This window comes from Corynebacterium sp. HMSC070E08 (genome assembly GCF_001808895.1).
Taxonomy (GTDB): Bacteria; Actinomycetota; Actinomycetes; order Mycobacteriales; family Mycobacteriaceae; genus Corynebacterium; species Corynebacterium hiratae.
The window spans coordinates 12,045-27,862 of the sequence record NZ_KV794728.1 but is presented as its reverse complement, the minus strand read 5'-3'; the positions used below and the strand labels follow the sequence as shown (position 1 = coordinate 27,862).

General features: G+C 54.0%; 13 protein-coding genes and 1 tRNA gene. 10 read left to right on the top strand and 4 right to left on the bottom strand.

Translation table 11 applies throughout. The annotated features are described in order from the left end of the window. Positions 1-21: 21 nt before the first annotated feature. Complete coding sequence (locus HMPREF2526_RS01495; protein ID WP_070545415.1) at positions 22-684, top strand: DUF1707 SHOCT-like domain-containing protein; 663 nt, start codon at positions 22-24, stop codon at positions 682-684. A 7-nt stretch (positions 685-691) separates the two neighbouring features. Here HMPREF2526_RS01495 and HMPREF2526_RS01490 read toward each other — a convergent pair whose 3' ends face one another. The 3 genes from HMPREF2526_RS01490 to HMPREF2526_RS01480 all read right to left on the bottom strand — a co-directional run bounded on the left by HMPREF2526_RS01490 (position 692) and on the right by HMPREF2526_RS01480 (position 2,607). Then, positions 692-1,180: a DUF4411 family protein gene (locus tag HMPREF2526_RS01490; RefSeq protein WP_070545413.1), complete on the bottom strand. Its 489-nt coding sequence runs from the start codon at positions 1,178-1,180 to the stop codon at positions 692-694. Position 1,181: 1 nt separating this feature from the next. Further along, complete coding sequence (locus HMPREF2526_RS01485) at positions 1,182-2,321, bottom strand: ImmA/IrrE family metallo-endopeptidase (RefSeq protein WP_232760842.1); 1,140 nt, start codon at positions 2,319-2,321, stop codon at positions 1,182-1,184. 213 nt (positions 2,322-2,534) lie between these two features. Continuing rightward, positions 2,535-2,607 (bottom strand) — tRNA-Asn (locus HMPREF2526_RS01480). A gap of 197 nt (positions 2,608-2,804) precedes the next feature. On the opposite strand from HMPREF2526_RS01480, the gene HMPREF2526_RS01475 reads away from it, so the two are divergent. After that, entirely contained in the window at positions 2,805-4,205 is a 1,401-nt protein-coding gene (locus HMPREF2526_RS01475) for a glycosyltransferase (RefSeq protein ID WP_070545408.1), read from the top strand. Between the two features lie 8 nt (positions 4,206-4,213). Here HMPREF2526_RS01475 and HMPREF2526_RS01470 read toward each other — a convergent pair whose 3' ends face one another. Beyond that, positions 4,214-5,101, bottom strand: a complete 888-nt coding sequence (locus HMPREF2526_RS01470; RefSeq protein WP_070545406.1) for a hypothetical protein — start codon at positions 5,099-5,101, stop codon at positions 4,214-4,216. 167 nt (positions 5,102-5,268) lie between these two features. Here HMPREF2526_RS01470 and wecC point away from each other — a divergent pair, with 167 nt between their 5' ends. The 8 genes from wecC to HMPREF2526_RS01430 all read left to right on the top strand — a co-directional run bounded on the left by wecC (position 5,269) and on the right by HMPREF2526_RS01430 (position 15,778). Beyond that, positions 5,269-6,534 carry a UDP-N-acetyl-D-mannosamine dehydrogenase gene (gene wecC / locus HMPREF2526_RS01465; protein WP_070545404.1) on the top strand — a complete coding sequence of 422 codons (1,266 nt, stop codon included), beginning with the start codon at positions 5,269-5,271 and terminating at the stop codon, positions 6,532-6,534. 58 nt (positions 6,535-6,592) lie between these two features. Next, positions 6,593-7,906, top strand: a complete 1,314-nt coding sequence (locus tag HMPREF2526_RS01460; RefSeq protein ID WP_070545402.1) for a glycosyltransferase family 4 protein — start codon at positions 6,593-6,595, stop codon at positions 7,904-7,906. Positions 7,907-7,958: 52 nt separating this feature from the next. After that, on the top strand, positions 7,959-8,504 hold the full coding sequence (locus HMPREF2526_RS01455) for a hypothetical protein (protein ID WP_148139526.1): 546 nt from the start codon (positions 7,959-7,961) through the stop codon (positions 8,502-8,504). Next, positions 8,501-10,630 (top strand): glycosyltransferase family 2 protein, encoded by a 2,130-nt coding sequence (locus HMPREF2526_RS01450; protein WP_070545398.1) that lies wholly within the window; start codon positions 8,501-8,503, stop codon positions 10,628-10,630. Before HMPREF2526_RS01455 ends, HMPREF2526_RS01450 begins: the two co-directional genes overlap by 4 nt. Before the next feature lie 18 nt (positions 10,631-10,648). Beyond that, positions 10,649-11,641, top strand: coding sequence for an ABC transporter permease (locus HMPREF2526_RS01445; protein ID WP_246819842.1), 993 nt, complete (start codon positions 10,649-10,651; stop codon positions 11,639-11,641). Then, complete coding sequence (locus tag HMPREF2526_RS01440) at positions 11,625-12,611, top strand: ATP-binding cassette domain-containing protein (protein WP_083295494.1); 987 nt, start codon at positions 11,625-11,627, stop codon at positions 12,609-12,611. Before HMPREF2526_RS01445 ends, HMPREF2526_RS01440 begins: the two co-directional genes overlap by 17 nt. A gap of 75 nt (positions 12,612-12,686) precedes the next feature. Beyond that, a complete protein-coding gene (locus HMPREF2526_RS01435) occupies positions 12,687-13,610 on the top strand; it encodes a hypothetical protein (protein ID WP_070545396.1) in 924 nt (307 codons plus the stop codon). Continuing rightward, a complete protein-coding gene (locus HMPREF2526_RS01430) occupies positions 13,610-15,778 on the top strand; it encodes a glycosyltransferase (protein WP_070545395.1) in 2,169 nt (722 codons plus the stop codon). Before HMPREF2526_RS01435 ends, HMPREF2526_RS01430 begins: the two co-directional genes overlap by 1 nt. The last annotated feature ends 40 nt before the right edge of the window (positions 15,779-15,818 follow it).

Below are 15,818 nucleotides of genomic sequence, written 5' to 3'. Positions count from 1 at the left end.
CTTCCACGTAAAATCCAAGTCATGGAATCACGAGACATCAAATGCACGAACTCTGAGCGCACCACCGCTTCACAGGTGTTGGCGGATGCGATGTCGGTAGGCCAGCTCAGCGTGACCGAATTCGAGGAGCGCTCCAGCAGCTGCGCCGAAGCCACGACTCGTGGAGAATTGGTTGACCTTGTCGCCGACCTTATCGAGGCCCCAGAAAAAGTTCTGTTCGGTAGCCACCAGGTAGCGCGTCAAACCTCGCAGGTGGTCAACACCACCAACGGTGAAACATCAACCGCTGTTGACCGTGCTCTAGCTCAAATTGAACCCTCTGCACAGGGTGCGCAGGGGCTTTCCCTCGGGATCTTTGGCGGCAGCACTGTGCGCGGCATTCCCATCGCCGTTCATCACACGACGATGGGAATCTTCGGTGGCACCGATGTAGATCTTCGCGGCGCCTCCCTCAAAGAACACGTCACGACAATCCAAGCGGTCGGGGTATTCGGCGGCGTCGATGTGTGGGTCCCGGAAGGATTCCGCGTTCGTGTCAACGGCGTCGGCCTCTTTGGTGGCCACGACATCAAGGTCGAAGGCGGTGCCATTGACCCCGCAGACCTACCTGCCAGCGCCCCTGAAGTAGTGGTGAACTGCTTCAGCCTGTTTGGTGGTGTAGATGTGCACGTGATGAAGCGATAGGAATCAGCTAAATGCTGATTTCCATCTCTCTTAGAAAAGCAAGAAGGTCGATGCAGCGCACCCCAAAATGATCGGCGACATCAGGGATCTTGACGTGTTTCCGTGAATCAGGGGCTGCGCGCACCTCATTGGTCACAATGGTTGCGTCGTGCCTGAGAGCGGAAGCTATCAACCACGAATCCGCTGCGTCCATGAACACGTTGACAGCCCTGTCCTTGTATCGTGGTTGACGTTCGTTCGCGACCCAGCGAACCACATCCGTATAAAACGCAAGCTCTTTGTCGTCGGTGCTCACGATGTATTGCGGATCTATGTGTTTCAGATACCAATCAAGAGTTGGATCCTTCCACTCTTTCATTTCCTTATCGACGGTCTTGTGGAAATAGGAATCACCCCTGAAAATCGGTTCTTCAAGCTGAACCCACAAAGAGGGAAACACATCGCGTGGATAGACAGATGCTACTGTCCCGATAAAGTTCGTGTCGATTAAATACACGCTAACTGGCCCTCCATTCAGCAGAGGGGGAGTGCGCAATGAGCTTACTTAGGCTGTCAGCAGTTGCGGCTCCAAGGAGTTGAGCAGCTTCCTTCTGTGGAATCTTCCCTGCAACAGCTGCGTAGGTTACGGCATCGAAGAATCGGTTTCCCACGCGGGCTTTTACCACACGGTGCCGCGCCGGGCCGCCTTTATTTGACGAGGAGTCCGTGGCTTGGATTGGCTGCGACGCAACGAGAGGGAAGAGCGCGGAAGCCTCACTCCTATCAATGACGTTGAGGTGCACCAGTCTCCACAGGGCGGCTTCTTGGCTCATCCCTGACTTGCGGGAAAGAGCTTTGACGCTATCGAATGAGGAATCACTTGGTGAAACCGTGCTCAAGACGAGCGGAGTTGGGGCAAGGAAACTTGCAGCGAATCGATTGCACCAACGCTCAATATCGCGACTTTCCCCGTGATCTGAAATTCCCGGCTGGCCTAGAACCACGTGTCCTAGTTCGTGCGAAAGGCTGAAAAGCTGGGCTGTCTTGCTGTCGCGGGTGTTGATAAATATCAGAGCATAGGGTGCTTGGATAAGCGTGAACCCACGAAACTCATCGATGCTCAGCGGACGGGTGGTGCTGCTCTCGACAATTGAATTGCGAGACACCAAAATACCTGAGTTCTCAAGAGTCGCACAGAGGGTTTTCACTTTGTCAGGGCCTTGCAAAAAAGTGTCTGCCGCAAGCCCTAGTACTTCTCTTGTTCGATCGGCTATAGCTTCTGGGGTTTTATTAGTGTCAGCGCATCCGAGGAAGGAAGGACCACCAACGCCCTCTTCCTCGGCAAAATCGGCGTACCAATCAAGGCGGGATTCCGAAGCAGCCAAGGTTTCCTCAAGGTTCGGGCTGAAGGTCTCAAGAGAGAGGTTTCGAACTGTCCGAAAATCCGGAACGGAAATCCTAGGCTCGCTAGGGGTTTGCAGGAGAAGACGGCCGAAAGGAATCTTAGCTTTCTTGGCGAGGTCCTGCGCCTGATTCAAAGTTGGCTGCGAAGTATTTTCAACCCATTCCCTAATCCGCGGAAAATCCTTCACCAGCTCGTCGAGACTCAGACCAGTCCGTTCAATTGCCCAATCGAGCACAGCGGGCTCAATGGTCACTCGTACTGTCGTCATTGTCCCTCTTAGGTTTCTTCTGCTTGAAAGCTTGTTGCGTTGTGGATGGGGCACTTCGTTGTGATGGGTACAGCTTAGTGGAAGCTTGGAGGGCAAGCACGGGTTTGCGAGGCCGTTGGGGCCAACCGGGGGACATTTGAAAACGAGAGCACCCCCACCAGTTAGCATAAAAGCAGGTCGGTGGGGGTGATTTATGTGCTCCTCCAACTGGGCTCGAACCAGTGACCCTTCGATTAACAGTCGAATGCTCTGCCAACTGAGCTATGGAGGAATATGTGTGGGTTGCTTGAACAAAGGCTTGCTCGCTGCAACGAGATGTAACTATATAAGGTCTGCAGTGATGATTACAAATCGCCAGCACAAGCCGCTTTTTCAAGCGTCCCAGTGTGGCGGCTTTCAGGCCCACCTCCAAGCAAAGCTAGACTGTCCGTCAGATATCACTCGCAGGGAAGAGGTAGAGGTTTCTTCATGTTTGTTGGACACACTCGCTTTAGTCTCTTCGTCCCCGATTCGGCGTCGTGGCGAGCAAGCAATGAACAGACTGGGTTCTCGGAAGACGAGTACCGCGACTACCTCTACGACGATGCACGCCTGTCGTTGCGTACGGACATTTTCCTCAACCACACCGTGCCAACACTTGCTAAGGCCGCCGAAGGCTTCAATGTGAAGCACATTGTCTCCTTCTCTAAGTCTTTACCGCAGAAATTCAAGGAGCAGCTGCAGGAGGCAGCGCACAATTTCGACATATTGCACCTCGATGAGCTTCCTGATGGTGATAGCGGGTGGACAGCGGTGCGTCGCTACGTTCAAGAAATTGGGTTTAAGGGAACGTTTGGGCGCTACCGGCTAGACGACGATGACGTCTTGTCCGCTCACTATTTCCAAACCACTGCGCCCTATATCAAGCCGGAGTTTGAAGGCATGCTCGTCAGCATGCCGCTCGGCATTGAAGCGGTCTATGCGGATGGTCAGTTCTTCCACCTGCGCGAGGCCCACACACCGATGAATTCGATGGGTTTAATGTCTATCTGCTCCGTGAAGGAAGACGGGTCCGTTGTGGAACCCCAAAGCGGGCCACACGATAAATCAGACCGCTATGCGCCGGTCATTTTGGATGCCTCCCAAGTGGGCTATTTGCGGGCTATTCACGCAGGGCAAGACAATGCTATGCGCCATGATCCGGGCGTGGTCATGGCGCGCCTCATGGAGAACATGGCTGCGTTCCCCCCATTTACGGATGTCGCTGCCCTTGAGGCGGGCTTTCCCACGGTGGCCAAGCAGATGCAGAGCACAAGCACACCGCTAAATATTGATGACACCGTTGGCAGCGGCCAGCACTACCTTCTTCAGCCCGCCAGCGGAGATGTCAGCTTCGTCATCCACGGGGAGTCGAATGATGAGCTCGATAATGAGCTCCTTGTGAGCTTGTGGATTGAGGATTCCCGTGGGCGACGCGTCCCCTCTTACAAAACAGTCGAGGGCTTTGCTGCCTCCAATAACCCAAGCATCGGGCACTTCGCGTACGTTCCCACAGAGAACGGAACCTTTCGGACTTTAGTGAGCCTTCATTTAGAGCACGGCTATATCCTCCGCGGCTTCCGGATTCTGGCACAAAGCGAGCGAGCCGAGGGAGTTCGGGTCAAAAAACTCGTCATGCAGCAGCGAGGCGGGAAGGCGCGCTTCGTCAGCCAGGAGAACTGGAATTCAGCGCGAAGCCAAGGCGTGCGTGGGCTAGTTGACCAAGCCATCGACAGCGTTTATCAGAATCGGACCAGCATCGTGGCGAACGTGCGCAGCGTTCTCGGGGAGGACCGTGCTAACAAAGTGATCGCGCGCTTGGACCAGCTGAACAAGAAGCTACGCAACTAGGGGCGGCCCTAGTCTGAGCCGGCAAACATCTCGTCCTCGAAGAGGCGCTCCCAATCGCCAGCTAGTGATGCTGCGTAGCCGAGAATTCCGGTAAGAAGCATTTGTGGGGCAGGGGCGTGCCCTTCGCCCCAATCTCCGAGGAGAAGCCTCCACTGCTGAGGGTGCTCAGCCACTGCTTGGGACCACGGCAGGTAATGCTGGGTGTAGTGCAACTCATCATCCTTGTTCTGAAGGTAAGCCACGTAGTTCTCGAAACCCTTGCCGTATTCAGTAACCAAGTCAAAGGTCATGGTGGTCTTGGAAAGCTTCCGGCTACTCCAACACTTTTTGCGGTACGCCTTTACCTGTGGTTCAAGGTAGCGCCCGATATGGGTTTGGGGGTTTGACACCACGGCCAATGAACCGGGGAAGCGGCGCGAGAAATACAGCGCGGCAAATCCACCGGCTGATGCCCCGAAAAAAATTGTCTTCTGGCCCACCTCCTGGGCCGGCACATCAGAGTGAAAGCTAGCGAGAATATGAGTCAGGCAGGAAGTAAGGTCCTCCTGAAATGGGCGTGACTCATCCCCTGTGAACCACCCAATACTTGCGCCCCGATCCAGCGAGGGATCGGAGATATACACCACGTTCGCATCAACGCCTTCAACCATCTGCCTCCCAATGAAGACAGGGAGAGAGGTCTTCGCTGGGTCGATGGCCGCGTGAAACAGCACGATAGTGACATCGGCGCCACGATCCTCAACGAGCACATCCATGAATGCAGCGCCGTAGCGAATCGATATGGCCTCAGCTTCCTCGGGAGAGCTGGCGGGCACGGGGGAGCTGAGAAACTCCTCGACAGAGTCGAAAAAAGTCGTTGAAGCGCCATAGCGCGCGTAGTTTCTCCTGAGTGCCATAGCCGCCTACTGTAGTCGCACACGCAGCACACCTGGGAAATGCTCACGCAGGGACGCAGGAATGAAATATGGGGTGAGACAAAACACCGACATCGGCCCATTCGACCGCAAGCCGGTAACCGTCACCGTGCTACCGTAATTGGCAGCGAATTAATAGAAAGGCGGACATGGTTCCGAGCAAAACCGATTCCCGTGCCTTTGGCAAGGTCAGCGTCGTTGGTCTTGGCTACATCGGCCTTCCTACCGCGGCGTTCATAGCTTCCAAGGGAATCCCCGTAGTCGGCATCGACGTGAATCAGGATGCCGTGGACAGCATCAACGCCGGCACGGTGCCTTTCTTCGAACCAGGCTTCGGGGAGCTGCTTGCAAGAGTCGTCGAGGATGGAACTCTATCGGCCCAGACGGAACAGATCGATGCCGATGCCTACATTGTCTGCGTTCCCACTCCATTTCGTGAGGACCACAGCGTAGACACCAAGTACATTCGTGCGGCATCCGAAGCGCTTGCTCCTTACCTGAAACCCGGTGCACTTGTAGTGCTCGAGTCCACCTCACCTCCTGGAACCACGGAGGATATGGCCAAGCACCTCGTTGAGCTGCGCCCTGACCTGTCCCTCAATGACGAGGATGAGAACGCCATCTTTGTCGCCCACTGCCCAGAGCGCGTTCTTCCCGGCAAGATCATGGAGGAGATGGAAAACAATGACCGCGTCATCGGCGGCCTGACTCCGAAGGGGGCCCAACTCGCCCGTGACCTCTACGCCACCTTCTGCACCGCGGACCTTCTTCTCACGAATGCCACGACCGCTGAGATGGCGAAGCTCACGGAAAACTCCTTCCGCGATGTCAATATCGCCTTTGCTAACGAGCTTTCCCTCATCTGTGACCGTCTCGGAATCGATGTCTGGGAGCTCATCGAGCTGGCAAACCACCACCCGCGCGTCAACATCTTGCAGCCTGGGCCAGGCGTGGGCGGACACTGCATCGCCGTGGACCCGTGGTTCATCGTCTCCGCTGCACCCGAAGAGGCAAAGCTCATCCACACGGCGCGCAACGTCAATGACGGCAAGCCGGAGTGGGTCATCGACCAAGTTCTCAAGGCCCTTGAAGGAAAAGATAATCCCGTCGTTGCTGCCCTCGGCATCGCCTTCAAGAACGATATCGATGACCTGCGTGAATCGCCGTCCCTCGAGATCGTCAAACGCCTAGGCGTGGATAACCCGCAGCTAGATATCCGCGTTGTTGAGCCCAACGTGGAGACATTGCCATCGGTGCTGAACAATCTTTCAAACCTGACGAAGCAGGACACAGAGGAAGCCATCGCGGCTGCCGACGTCGTCCTCCTTCTGGTCAACCACCGACAGTTCGTCGGTCTTGATCAATCTCTGCTCGAGGGCAAGACTGTCATCGATACCAAGGGCATTTGGCGCTAAATTAAGCGGTTAGACTAGCCACTCACCATCACTTGAAAGCCAGGAGGCAGCACGAAGCGTGAGGATTCTCGTTCTCTCTCAATACTGGGCTCCCGAGAATGGAGTTCCGCAGCGCCGCTGGTCGTGGTTGTCCAAAATTCTTGTCCAGGCCGGGCATGAAGTCCTCGTCATCGCGCCACCACCGCATTATCAGCGCCGCCTCGGGCTCAAGCAGTGGTTCTCGAGGAAGAACATCCTCGGTGCGAACGAGCTAGAAACCGGAACCTCCGGCGAGAAGATTCTGCGCTCGGGTTTCTTTCCAGCTGGTCCCTCGCTAACGCACCGCATCCTTAACCAGGCCTCAGTAGCTGGCTCAATGCTGTTTATGCAAGCGACTAAGCGCAAGCAGCTCAAGAGCTTCAAACCAGATCTGGTTATCGGCACCGTCCCGGCCCTTCCCACGGCTGTCGTTACGCAGTTCGTTGCCAGAATTCTCCACACTCCCTACATCATCGATCTCCGTGATGCGTGGCCGGAGCTGCTGAAAGAAAAAGGCGACTGGAATTCAGGAACAGGCAAACGCTCTATTCGTGAGATTATCCTGACTAAGGGCCCCTTCCAACTGCTCACGGCGCTGACCGAGCGTGCCATGAACCACGCCCTTCACCACGCTGATGGCATCATGACGACTTCGCAGGATCTTACTGAGCATATGGAGAAAGACGATGCGGATAGGGGAGCGGAAGGCAAGCGCCACATCCGGACGGTGCGTAATGTATTTCCCCCCAAGACCGAATTCATCGCTAGTGACAAGTCGCAGCGTTCCTCTTCAGAGCTTAATGTTCTGTATGCCGGAACTGTGGGCCGTGCACAGAAAATCGATAATGCGGTGAAGGCCGTGAAGATCGCACAAGACCGCGGTTACACTATCAATCTGCGCATCGTCGGCGACGGTGCTACGTGGCATGCCACAAAAGCGACGATGGAAGCTCTCGGCATTAACGCGACTATCGAGCATCGAGTGCCTGCTGACGAACTGCAGACTATCTACGAATGGGCGGATACGGCTCTAGTCCACCTGACCGATTGGGATCCACTCAACCGCACGGTGCCATCCAAGACCTATGAGTTGATGTCTTTAGGTGTCCACACCACTGCAGTGGTGCAGGGGGAAGCGGCCCGAATCGTTGAGGATCTCGGTGCAGGAATCGTGGTGCCACCAGAGAATCCTGAGGCGCTTGCGGAGGCATGGACAACGCTTATCGACGACCACTCGAAGCTCACCGTTTCCCCTTCTGGGCGTGAGTGGGTCGCCACCCAGCGAGACGAGGTTGTCCCCGAAGCATTCCTTGACATCGTCTATGCCGTGAACAACCAGCACGAAGAGCCATAGGGCAGGAGAAGGTTCACCGATGCGCATATCCTCTCTTAAGAGTTTTCCTCCCGTGGACTCCGACTACGCTGTGCTGTTGGAATCCTCTGAAATTCCCCATGTTCTGCCCCCGGCTTCAGGCTCTGTAACTTTCTGTTTCACTAGGAAGCAACTTTCAGATGTCGATCCTCTTCCAGTAGTGCTGTTAGACATTCAACCGGATGTAGCTATGGAAGTCCTGAGGAGCTATGTGGATGCGGGACGCCACATCGAGTTTTGGGCTCCACGAACGGATACGTCGAAACTTCGCCAGCTCGTCGCAGATCACACAGGCGAGCACATGGCCGTTGCCGGGGTCAACCTCAGTGATGGCTGGGTTCAAGTGCGTATTGAGCAGGCGAAGAATGGGGACCGCTCTAGTGAGGATTGGCTTGAAGGGCTTACGGTTGCTGCGACTCCGTCCACGGCTCCTCAAGAGCCGGTCACTCCTGCCGTAACCGCCGTGACATTGCGAAGCTTGCTCATTTCGCGAGTCACGCCTCTGGCTAAGCCTTTTAAAAAGTACTTGCCGGGTTCAGTAGTAATCCTGATGTATAAGGTTCTGGAGAGAATTCGATGAGCAGCTATGTTCCTGGTATTTCAGTTGTTATCCCGTCCTTCGTCTCTGGTGGCGTGGACACAGACGGAACGAATCTTGTAGAGATGAACCTCTATTCTGCTCTTACTTCGCTTGCAAAGCAGAGCATTAGGAAAGATCTCGTCGAAGTCCTCGTCGTACTCAACGGCGACGGAGTTTCTTCAACACAAGCAAGCACTTCGCGCGAATTTGACCAAGGACTCACTAGCCAGTTTCCCGAGTTGAACATACGAATACTGCGCGGTCTTACCCCAGGGGCCGGTCGTGCTCGTAACCTTGGCATAGCATCCGCACGCCGACGTTTCATCACGTTCCTCGATGATGATGATGTTCTTCAACCACGCTACCTCGAATCAGGCCTCAAAGAGGCCGATGACGGGGTGGTCACTCTCTTGCCTATCGTTGACACCATTGACGGTCACTCTTTCCGGGATAATTCGCTTAACGCCCGAATTACGGCATTGCGTGGTACCACTGCTCCGATCGCTTCCGCTCCGTGGGTTATGGGCTTTAATGCCAGCAAAATCATCCCCACGGAGATAGCTCAGAAGTACCGTTACGATGAGTTGCTTCGTTCAGGCGAGGATGTGGCGTATTTTGCGCACCTACTTGAGATCCCAGGACTGCTCTTCCGCACGCCGAAGGTAGGGGAGAGCTCTGCCTATGTGCGCACACTTCGCTCTGATTCGGTGTCGCGCCAGAGCGAAAGCTTCGATTTTAACGTCACCCAGCGTCTTGAATGCATTGCACAGCTTCGCACAATCAATGAAGCTGACCCGAAGCACCGCGCTCTCCACACACTCGAAGAAGCACAGTTCGGGTTCGTCAAAAGTTACCTCCAAGCACATCCTGACGATACCCAGCGAGCTATCGATACCGCAGTGGCTGTCGGCGTTCCCGGTTTGGACTGGGAAGGCCTACGCCGAGAAAAAGCGAACCGGCTGGTTTTCTCTTATTGCTTCCCCCCGTACGCGGATACCTCAGCCAATGTCACGGCAAAAGTCATCAGAAATGACGCGGAGCTGGTGGACGTCTACTATGCCGATATGGAGCGTGTCCGGGGACGTGACGAGTCGACGCGGCTAATTGTCGATCCGTTCCTCGTGCACGCCGAAGAGATCGATGTTGTGCCGTCTTTCGCGCATTGGGGCGCAATCTGCTCCTACGCGCGCCAAGCCGCACGTAAAGCAACGAAACGCGCCAAAGTTCAAGGCGGATATGACTCAATGTACTCGCGCGCCCTCTGGTCCGGTTCCCACGTTGCTGCCGCTCTTTTCAAAGGCAAACATCCTGGAACGCGATGGGAAGCAGAATTCTCGGATCCATTGAGTGTCGGTGTCGACGGTACGCCCCGCTCAGGTGAACTCACGCGAGGAGTGACTACCTACCGGCTGAAGACGATGGTAGAGCGTTCCGATTGGCGCGAAATATCGTATTCAACGCACTTCGAGCTCACTGAGCTTGTCACACTGCTGTACGCCGATGAAGTCATTTTCACCAACGAGAATCAGCAGCGGGTGATGTTAGAGCGTTATCCAGAGGACCTACAGAGCTTTGTCCGCTCTAAATCGACGATTCGCCATCATGCGGTACCCACGGAAGAGATGTACCACCTAGTGGAAGCGGACTACGAGCTTGACTCAAAACGCATCAATATCGGCTACTTCGGAAACTTTTACGCAAATCGAGGAATCGGTGATGTCCTTACCGCACTAGAACACCATCCTCATGCTGATGAGTTTCTTCTTCACATCTTTACCGCGAAGCCCGAGCAACTTACCCGCGAATTATGGAACCATCCAGTGTTCAGCCGGCTCCGTATCAACGGGTACATGCCGTACCTCACGTTTCTCAACGTAGCCACGCACTTCGATGCACTGGTAGTGAATGATACTGATACGAGTAGCTCGACCTTCACGGTTAATCCCTTTTTGCCTTCAAAATACGCTGACTACGTCGGTAGCGGTGTAGCAGTGTGGGGTGTCACGGTGGACGAATCGCCACTCTCGAAGCTTCCGCTTACATTCTCATCGGCGGCGGGTGACATAGAACAAGCTCGCAGTGTTCTCGACGAACTTCTCAGGCAGGGTAGGTACAATGCCCGTTAGCAATTCTCGGCCTACACATTGCAGACCGCGAGTATTTACGCTGATTCTTCAACAACTGATCTGGAAGGGCTGATGCATTTGGCACGGCATACATGGCGAGGCTCCAAGACTTCGCAGAGAGGAGTCGAAGAGCTCAACGTCCAAGTTGCGAAACACCAAGGCCGAGTACAGATTGTTAACCCGGAAGGTCTGCATCCACTTGCTACGCGACCGACTCTGCGTGCTTATATTTCACAGCTGTGGGCACGTCGCTTCTTCATCGTTGCAGATGCGAGGGCAAAGGCACTCCGTACTACGCGTGACTACCGCCTGTGGCAATTGTGGCTTGTCTTGAATCCTCTTTTTGATGTGGCGTTATATGGATTCCTTTTCGGCATGCTTTTGAAGACTTCACGGGGTATCGAGAACTTCATTGGCTTCCTGTTTATCGGCATCATTTTCATGTCGATGATGACGGGGCTTATGAATTCCGGTATTAGCCTCATGCAGTCCTCTCGATCGATGATCCGAGCGTTTCAGTTTCCTAGGGCTTCGATTCCGTTTTCGACCACACTGCGGTCGATGATTGATAACGTGTTGCCCGCTATGGTGGCGCTGATAGCAGCGTTTCTTTTCCAGTGGGGAACGGGCCCATCGTGGACTCTGATCTTCATTATTCCGTTGTTTCTTTTAATCCACGTTTTTGGGTGCGGACTAATGATGATCACCGCGCGCCTCACCGCCCAGGTCCCAGAGGCGAAGACGATACTGGGCCTTTTGACCCGCGGATTGTTCTTCTTATCTGGCGTGATGTTTTCTATCGATAGATTTGCCGAGCATTCAGCCGTTCACCAAATAATGACAGCCAACCCCTGCTATATTTTCCTCACCGCAGTCCGCGATTCCTCGATTTATCGCACCGCTCCAAGCCTTTCGACTTGGGGAGAGCTTCTGGCATGGAGTTTAGGTGCATTTGTACTTGGCTTCATCTTCTTCTGGAGAGCGGAGGATAAATATGTTCGACTCGTCTAAGCTGCCTCCCGCGCCAGGCGAATACTTCGAAGCCAAAAAGGAGCTTGAGGATAAGTCCGCCGACCAAGAAGTTCAAGAAACTCCCGAATCCCCGAGCGAGGTGTCTAAGGGTACGGCTCAGATGCAATCCGTTCCCGACATCAATTATGTGGAGCGAGCCAACGTCGTCGTAGACAACGTCTCCAAACGATATGTAATCAGCCAGGGGCGCTCCTCAGACGCCAGTATGACTCGTGTCAGCCGTGGAAAAACAGTGGTCGATGCCATTGTCGATGCTTCACTCATTGCGTTACCCGGCGAATCAATTGGCATCATCGGTCTTAATGGTTCGGGGAAATCGACGCTTCTCAGCATGATTGCTGGCGGGTTGGCGCCGACCTCAGGTCGCATTCTAACTCGTTCTCAACCCACGCTTATGGGTGTCTCACCTGCACTGCAGCCTGATCTTTCCGGAGAACACAACATCTACTTGGGTTGTTTGGCGTTGGGAATGAGTCCCTCAGGAGCGAAGGCGCAAATAGATGAGATTGCTGAATGGACAGAACTCGGAGATGCGATTAAACGCCCAATGAAAACTTATTCGTCCGGAATGTCCGCGCGGTTGTCCTTCGCAATCTCGACAGCGGTGCGGCCCGACATCCTCATGATTGACGAGGCACTTTCAACTGGTGACGCGGCGTTTGGAGCCAAAGCTAGTGCTCGCATGCACGAGCTCCTAGAGCGCGCCGGTAACCTCTTCTTAGTCTCGCATGCCATCAAAGAAATCGAGAACAACTGCAAACGAACGATCTGGATCTCAAAGGGTCATATTATTGCTGATGGCCCGACCGATGTCGTCGCACCCCAGTATCACGAGTGGGCCCGACTCATGGGCAAAGACGATAAGCAGCCGGCTCACGACTATCTCGCGGAAGTCACCGCTGTGTATGAACCACCCATGGTGCTTCTTGAAAAACCTATCCAGAGCTAAGCCATTGTTTACGGGGCGGATCATCTGAAATCCGCCCCCGCTGTAAGCAGGAAACCATCTGAAGGAATGACTCCAATGAGCCTAGACTACTTTCGCCGCGGACGGGGACTGATCATCCTCGTAGCATTGGCGACCGTACTTCTTATTGGCGCTATTGTAGTGGCAAGCAGCGCTATCGGGAGGGTACTTCTTGTTTGCGCAGTTGTGGTCGTGTTTGTGTTTGCCGTGATGTCAATATCTGCACGCAAGAAGTCGGAAGGGTTGACCAAAGAAGCCTTACGCCGCAATTTGCGCCTGGAAAAACAGCTCCAGGAAATTTATAAGGCTCTCCAAGAGCAGGACCGGCGTGCTGCGAGGGAACCCATGTCATTGCTGACAGCGGACCTGTCTGAAAAGCCTGATGAGGAGAGGCACACTAAACAAAGCATATTTGCGCCATCAACTATTCCGGCGTCGCACATCCTCGGACGCCCTGACGCACATACAGCTGGACGCCTGGCTGCTGAACAGACTATGGACAGTGATAGCTCTGAAGTTCTACACGGATTGATGAGCGCGCGTTCTGAAATGTGGACGCGACGTATTGAGCTTATTGGCTCACACGAATCTGCGGAATCCTTGCAAAACTTGGCGAGTGTTGAGCGCATCTCCTCACCTCACCTCTTAGGGAAACCGTTGAGAGATGCTAGCTATCTCGTAATTGAAGAAAGCCAGTTCGAGCGCGGTTTGTGGTCGGGCCTTTTGTCGACGCAGAAGACGAGCAGTTTTCTCCGACTGCTAGACCACATTACAAAAGCAAAGGAAAACGGAACTGTAGTTATCGTCTGCCCCAGCGAAACCTCGAATCATTTCACCGAAGAGCTTCGTCAACGTGCGACAGTGGTGATTTCGAAGAGCGCCACTACGTGGAGTTGGGATGATGATATTTACGCACCGGTCTTTAGAGCATTGCTCCACGGCGAAACAGAGTGCAATAGTACGGAAGAGGGGAAAGATTAATGAGCTCAGTTGTGGTCTACGGCGATGTAAGTCCGAACGTTATCGATGGCTCTTCTATCTGGCTGATGTCAATTTCTGAAGTGCTTTCTGGCGTTTTCGATGAGGTCCATATCCAGCTGAAAAGCCATCCGCAGAACCGTACTCTGCTGAGCGCAATCGATGGGACTGCAAACATCCACATCCATGCCCCCGAAGGTATCGCAGACGACGCGGCCCTTAGTACGACGGCTGCGGCTGAGTTGGTGGAAAGGCTCGTTAAGGAGAACCGTGCTACCGCGGTTGTAGTGAGAGGCTTCCAAGCAGTCTATGATTTCAGCTTGAACGAGAAAATCTCTCCGATGCTGTGGTCCTATGTTACTGACCTGCCTTTTCCCCCGAAAAAGCTATCCGGAACCAATGTACAGCGGCTAAAACACATTGCAGAGTGTTCGCGTCGGATTTTCGCGCAAACCGAGGCTGCGCGCTCGTATTGGGAATCCTTGGTTCCGCAGGCGGCCGGAAAAGTTCTGCTCATCCCTCCAATGATTCCGGACTTCGCGTTTAATACTGCGAGAGAACCGCAGAAGGCAACGCACCGTACACTCAAAATCGTGTACGCAGGAAAGCTTGCTCGTGAGTGGCGGACCCTTGAAATGCTAGAGCTTCCGCAGAAACTAAAGGAACTCGGTATTGACGCTCAGCTCGATGTGGTGGGGGCGAAATTTAACAGGGCCAAAGATGACCCCCAATGGGTTGGAAAAATGCGAGAAGCACTGGAGAAGGCACATGCCAACGCTGATAGCGGGGTGACGTGGCTGGGAGCGCTTCCCCGTACAGAATCCATCGAGCGGATCATGGCAGCTGACCTCGGTTTTGGATGGCGAACAGCGGAATTAGATTCGAGCCTTGAGGTCTCAACGAAGGCGCTAGAGTATGGTGCGGCCGGCGCAGCACCAATCGTCAACGAAACTGAGGATCATCGACAGCTCTGGGGCGAAAATTACCCGTTTTTTGTTCGCGCCGATGACACAGTTGAGGAAGTCGCGAGAAGAGTCGCAGCGGGCCTTCCACTTATATCCGAAGCACGTCAGAAGGCGGCAGAAGCTAGCGAGTATTTCTCGATGAGCAAAGCCCGTGAAAGGTTTATGTCATACTTCGAACGCGCTGGCTCCTTATCCACGGCGTTAGAGTCCGAAGAGATTCGGCAGCAACGGATCGTTGTAGCGTCCCATGACCTCAAATTCATGGGCGAGCTGATGGAGTTCCTTACCCGAAATCCATCATTTAAAGTGCGCCAAGACAAGTGGACAACGCTCCATACACATGACGAGGAGACTAGCCGAGAACTCGCAGAATGGGCTGATACGGTATTTTGTGAATGGGCAGGACCCTCGCTGGCTTGGTATTCGAATAACCTTCCCCATGAGACGAAACTGGTCGCCAGACTGCACCGCTTTGAACTTGATGGTCCATGGATGGAAGGCGTCGCCTGGGACAAGGTTGACAAAATGATATTTGTCTCGGAATGGGTCCGTAAACAGGCGATTGCGCGATTCGGACTTGCCGAAAGTAAGACCATCGTTTTGCCTAATACCATCGATCTACTTGACTTTGATCGCCCGAAGACTAGTGACGCGCAGTTTGCACTGGGGCTCGTCGGCATGGTTCCGTTTCTCAAGCGTCCGGATCGTGCGCTCGACTTAATTGAGCAACTTGCGAAGATCGACGAACGTTATATCTTGCGTATTAAGGGACGAATGCCGTGGGAGTATCCACATGTATGGAGTGACCCCGTCCAAAAGCAACTTTACCTAGACTTCTTTGAGCGTATTGCCCGAAGCGAGTTACTTACTGAGCACGTCGTATTTGATCCTTTTAGTGCTGATATTGCTTCCTGGCATCGTGGCGTTGGATACATTTTGTCTCCAAGCGAGTTGGAGAGCTTCCACCTAGCCCCAGCTGAGGGAATGGCTGCTCGGACGATTCCTGTCTTCTGGCAACGCGAAGGTGTCAAGGAAGTTTTCGGTGACTATGCCCAAGACTGCAGTCCAGAGGCTCGTGTTAAGGTCATTCTGGAAGGCAGGGAAAACGAATCCTTTAAAGTGATGGGATCAGCAGCGAGAGAATATTCTCGCAGTTGGGATGTGACTGCTGTAATGCCACAGTGGGAGCAAATACTCGTGAACTGAAATTAGATGCAGTGACGAGCGACAGTGTTATCATCACATC

What these genes read in the sequence shown, in the direction of transcription:
- HMPREF2526_RS01450 (WP_070545398.1), top strand. Translation starts at nt 8,501, where the DNA reads ATGAGCAGCTATGTTCCTGGTATTTCAGTTGTTATCCCGTCCTTCGTC.
- wecC (WP_070545404.1), top strand. Translation starts at nt 5,269, where the DNA reads ATGGTTCCGAGCAAAACCGATTCCCGTGCCTTTGGCAAGGTCAGCGTC.
- HMPREF2526_RS01470 (WP_070545406.1), bottom strand. Translation starts at nt 5,101, where the DNA reads ATGGCACTCAGGAGAAACTACGCGCGCTATGGCGCTTCAACGACTTTT.
- HMPREF2526_RS01435 (WP_070545396.1), top strand. Translation starts at nt 12,687, where the DNA reads ATGAGCCTAGACTACTTTCGCCGCGGACGGGGACTGATCATCCTCGTA.
- HMPREF2526_RS01475 (WP_070545408.1), top strand. Translation starts at nt 2,805, where the DNA reads ATGTTTGTTGGACACACTCGCTTTAGTCTCTTCGTCCCCGATTCGGCG.
- HMPREF2526_RS01430 (WP_070545395.1), top strand. Translation starts at nt 13,610, where the DNA reads ATGAGCTCAGTTGTGGTCTACGGCGATGTAAGTCCGAACGTTATCGAT.
- HMPREF2526_RS01440 (WP_083295494.1), top strand. Translation starts at nt 11,625, where the DNA reads ATGTTCGACTCGTCTAAGCTGCCTCCCGCGCCAGGCGAATACTTCGAA.
- HMPREF2526_RS01495 (WP_070545415.1), top strand. Translation starts at nt 22, where the DNA reads ATGGAATCACGAGACATCAAATGCACGAACTCTGAGCGCACCACCGCT.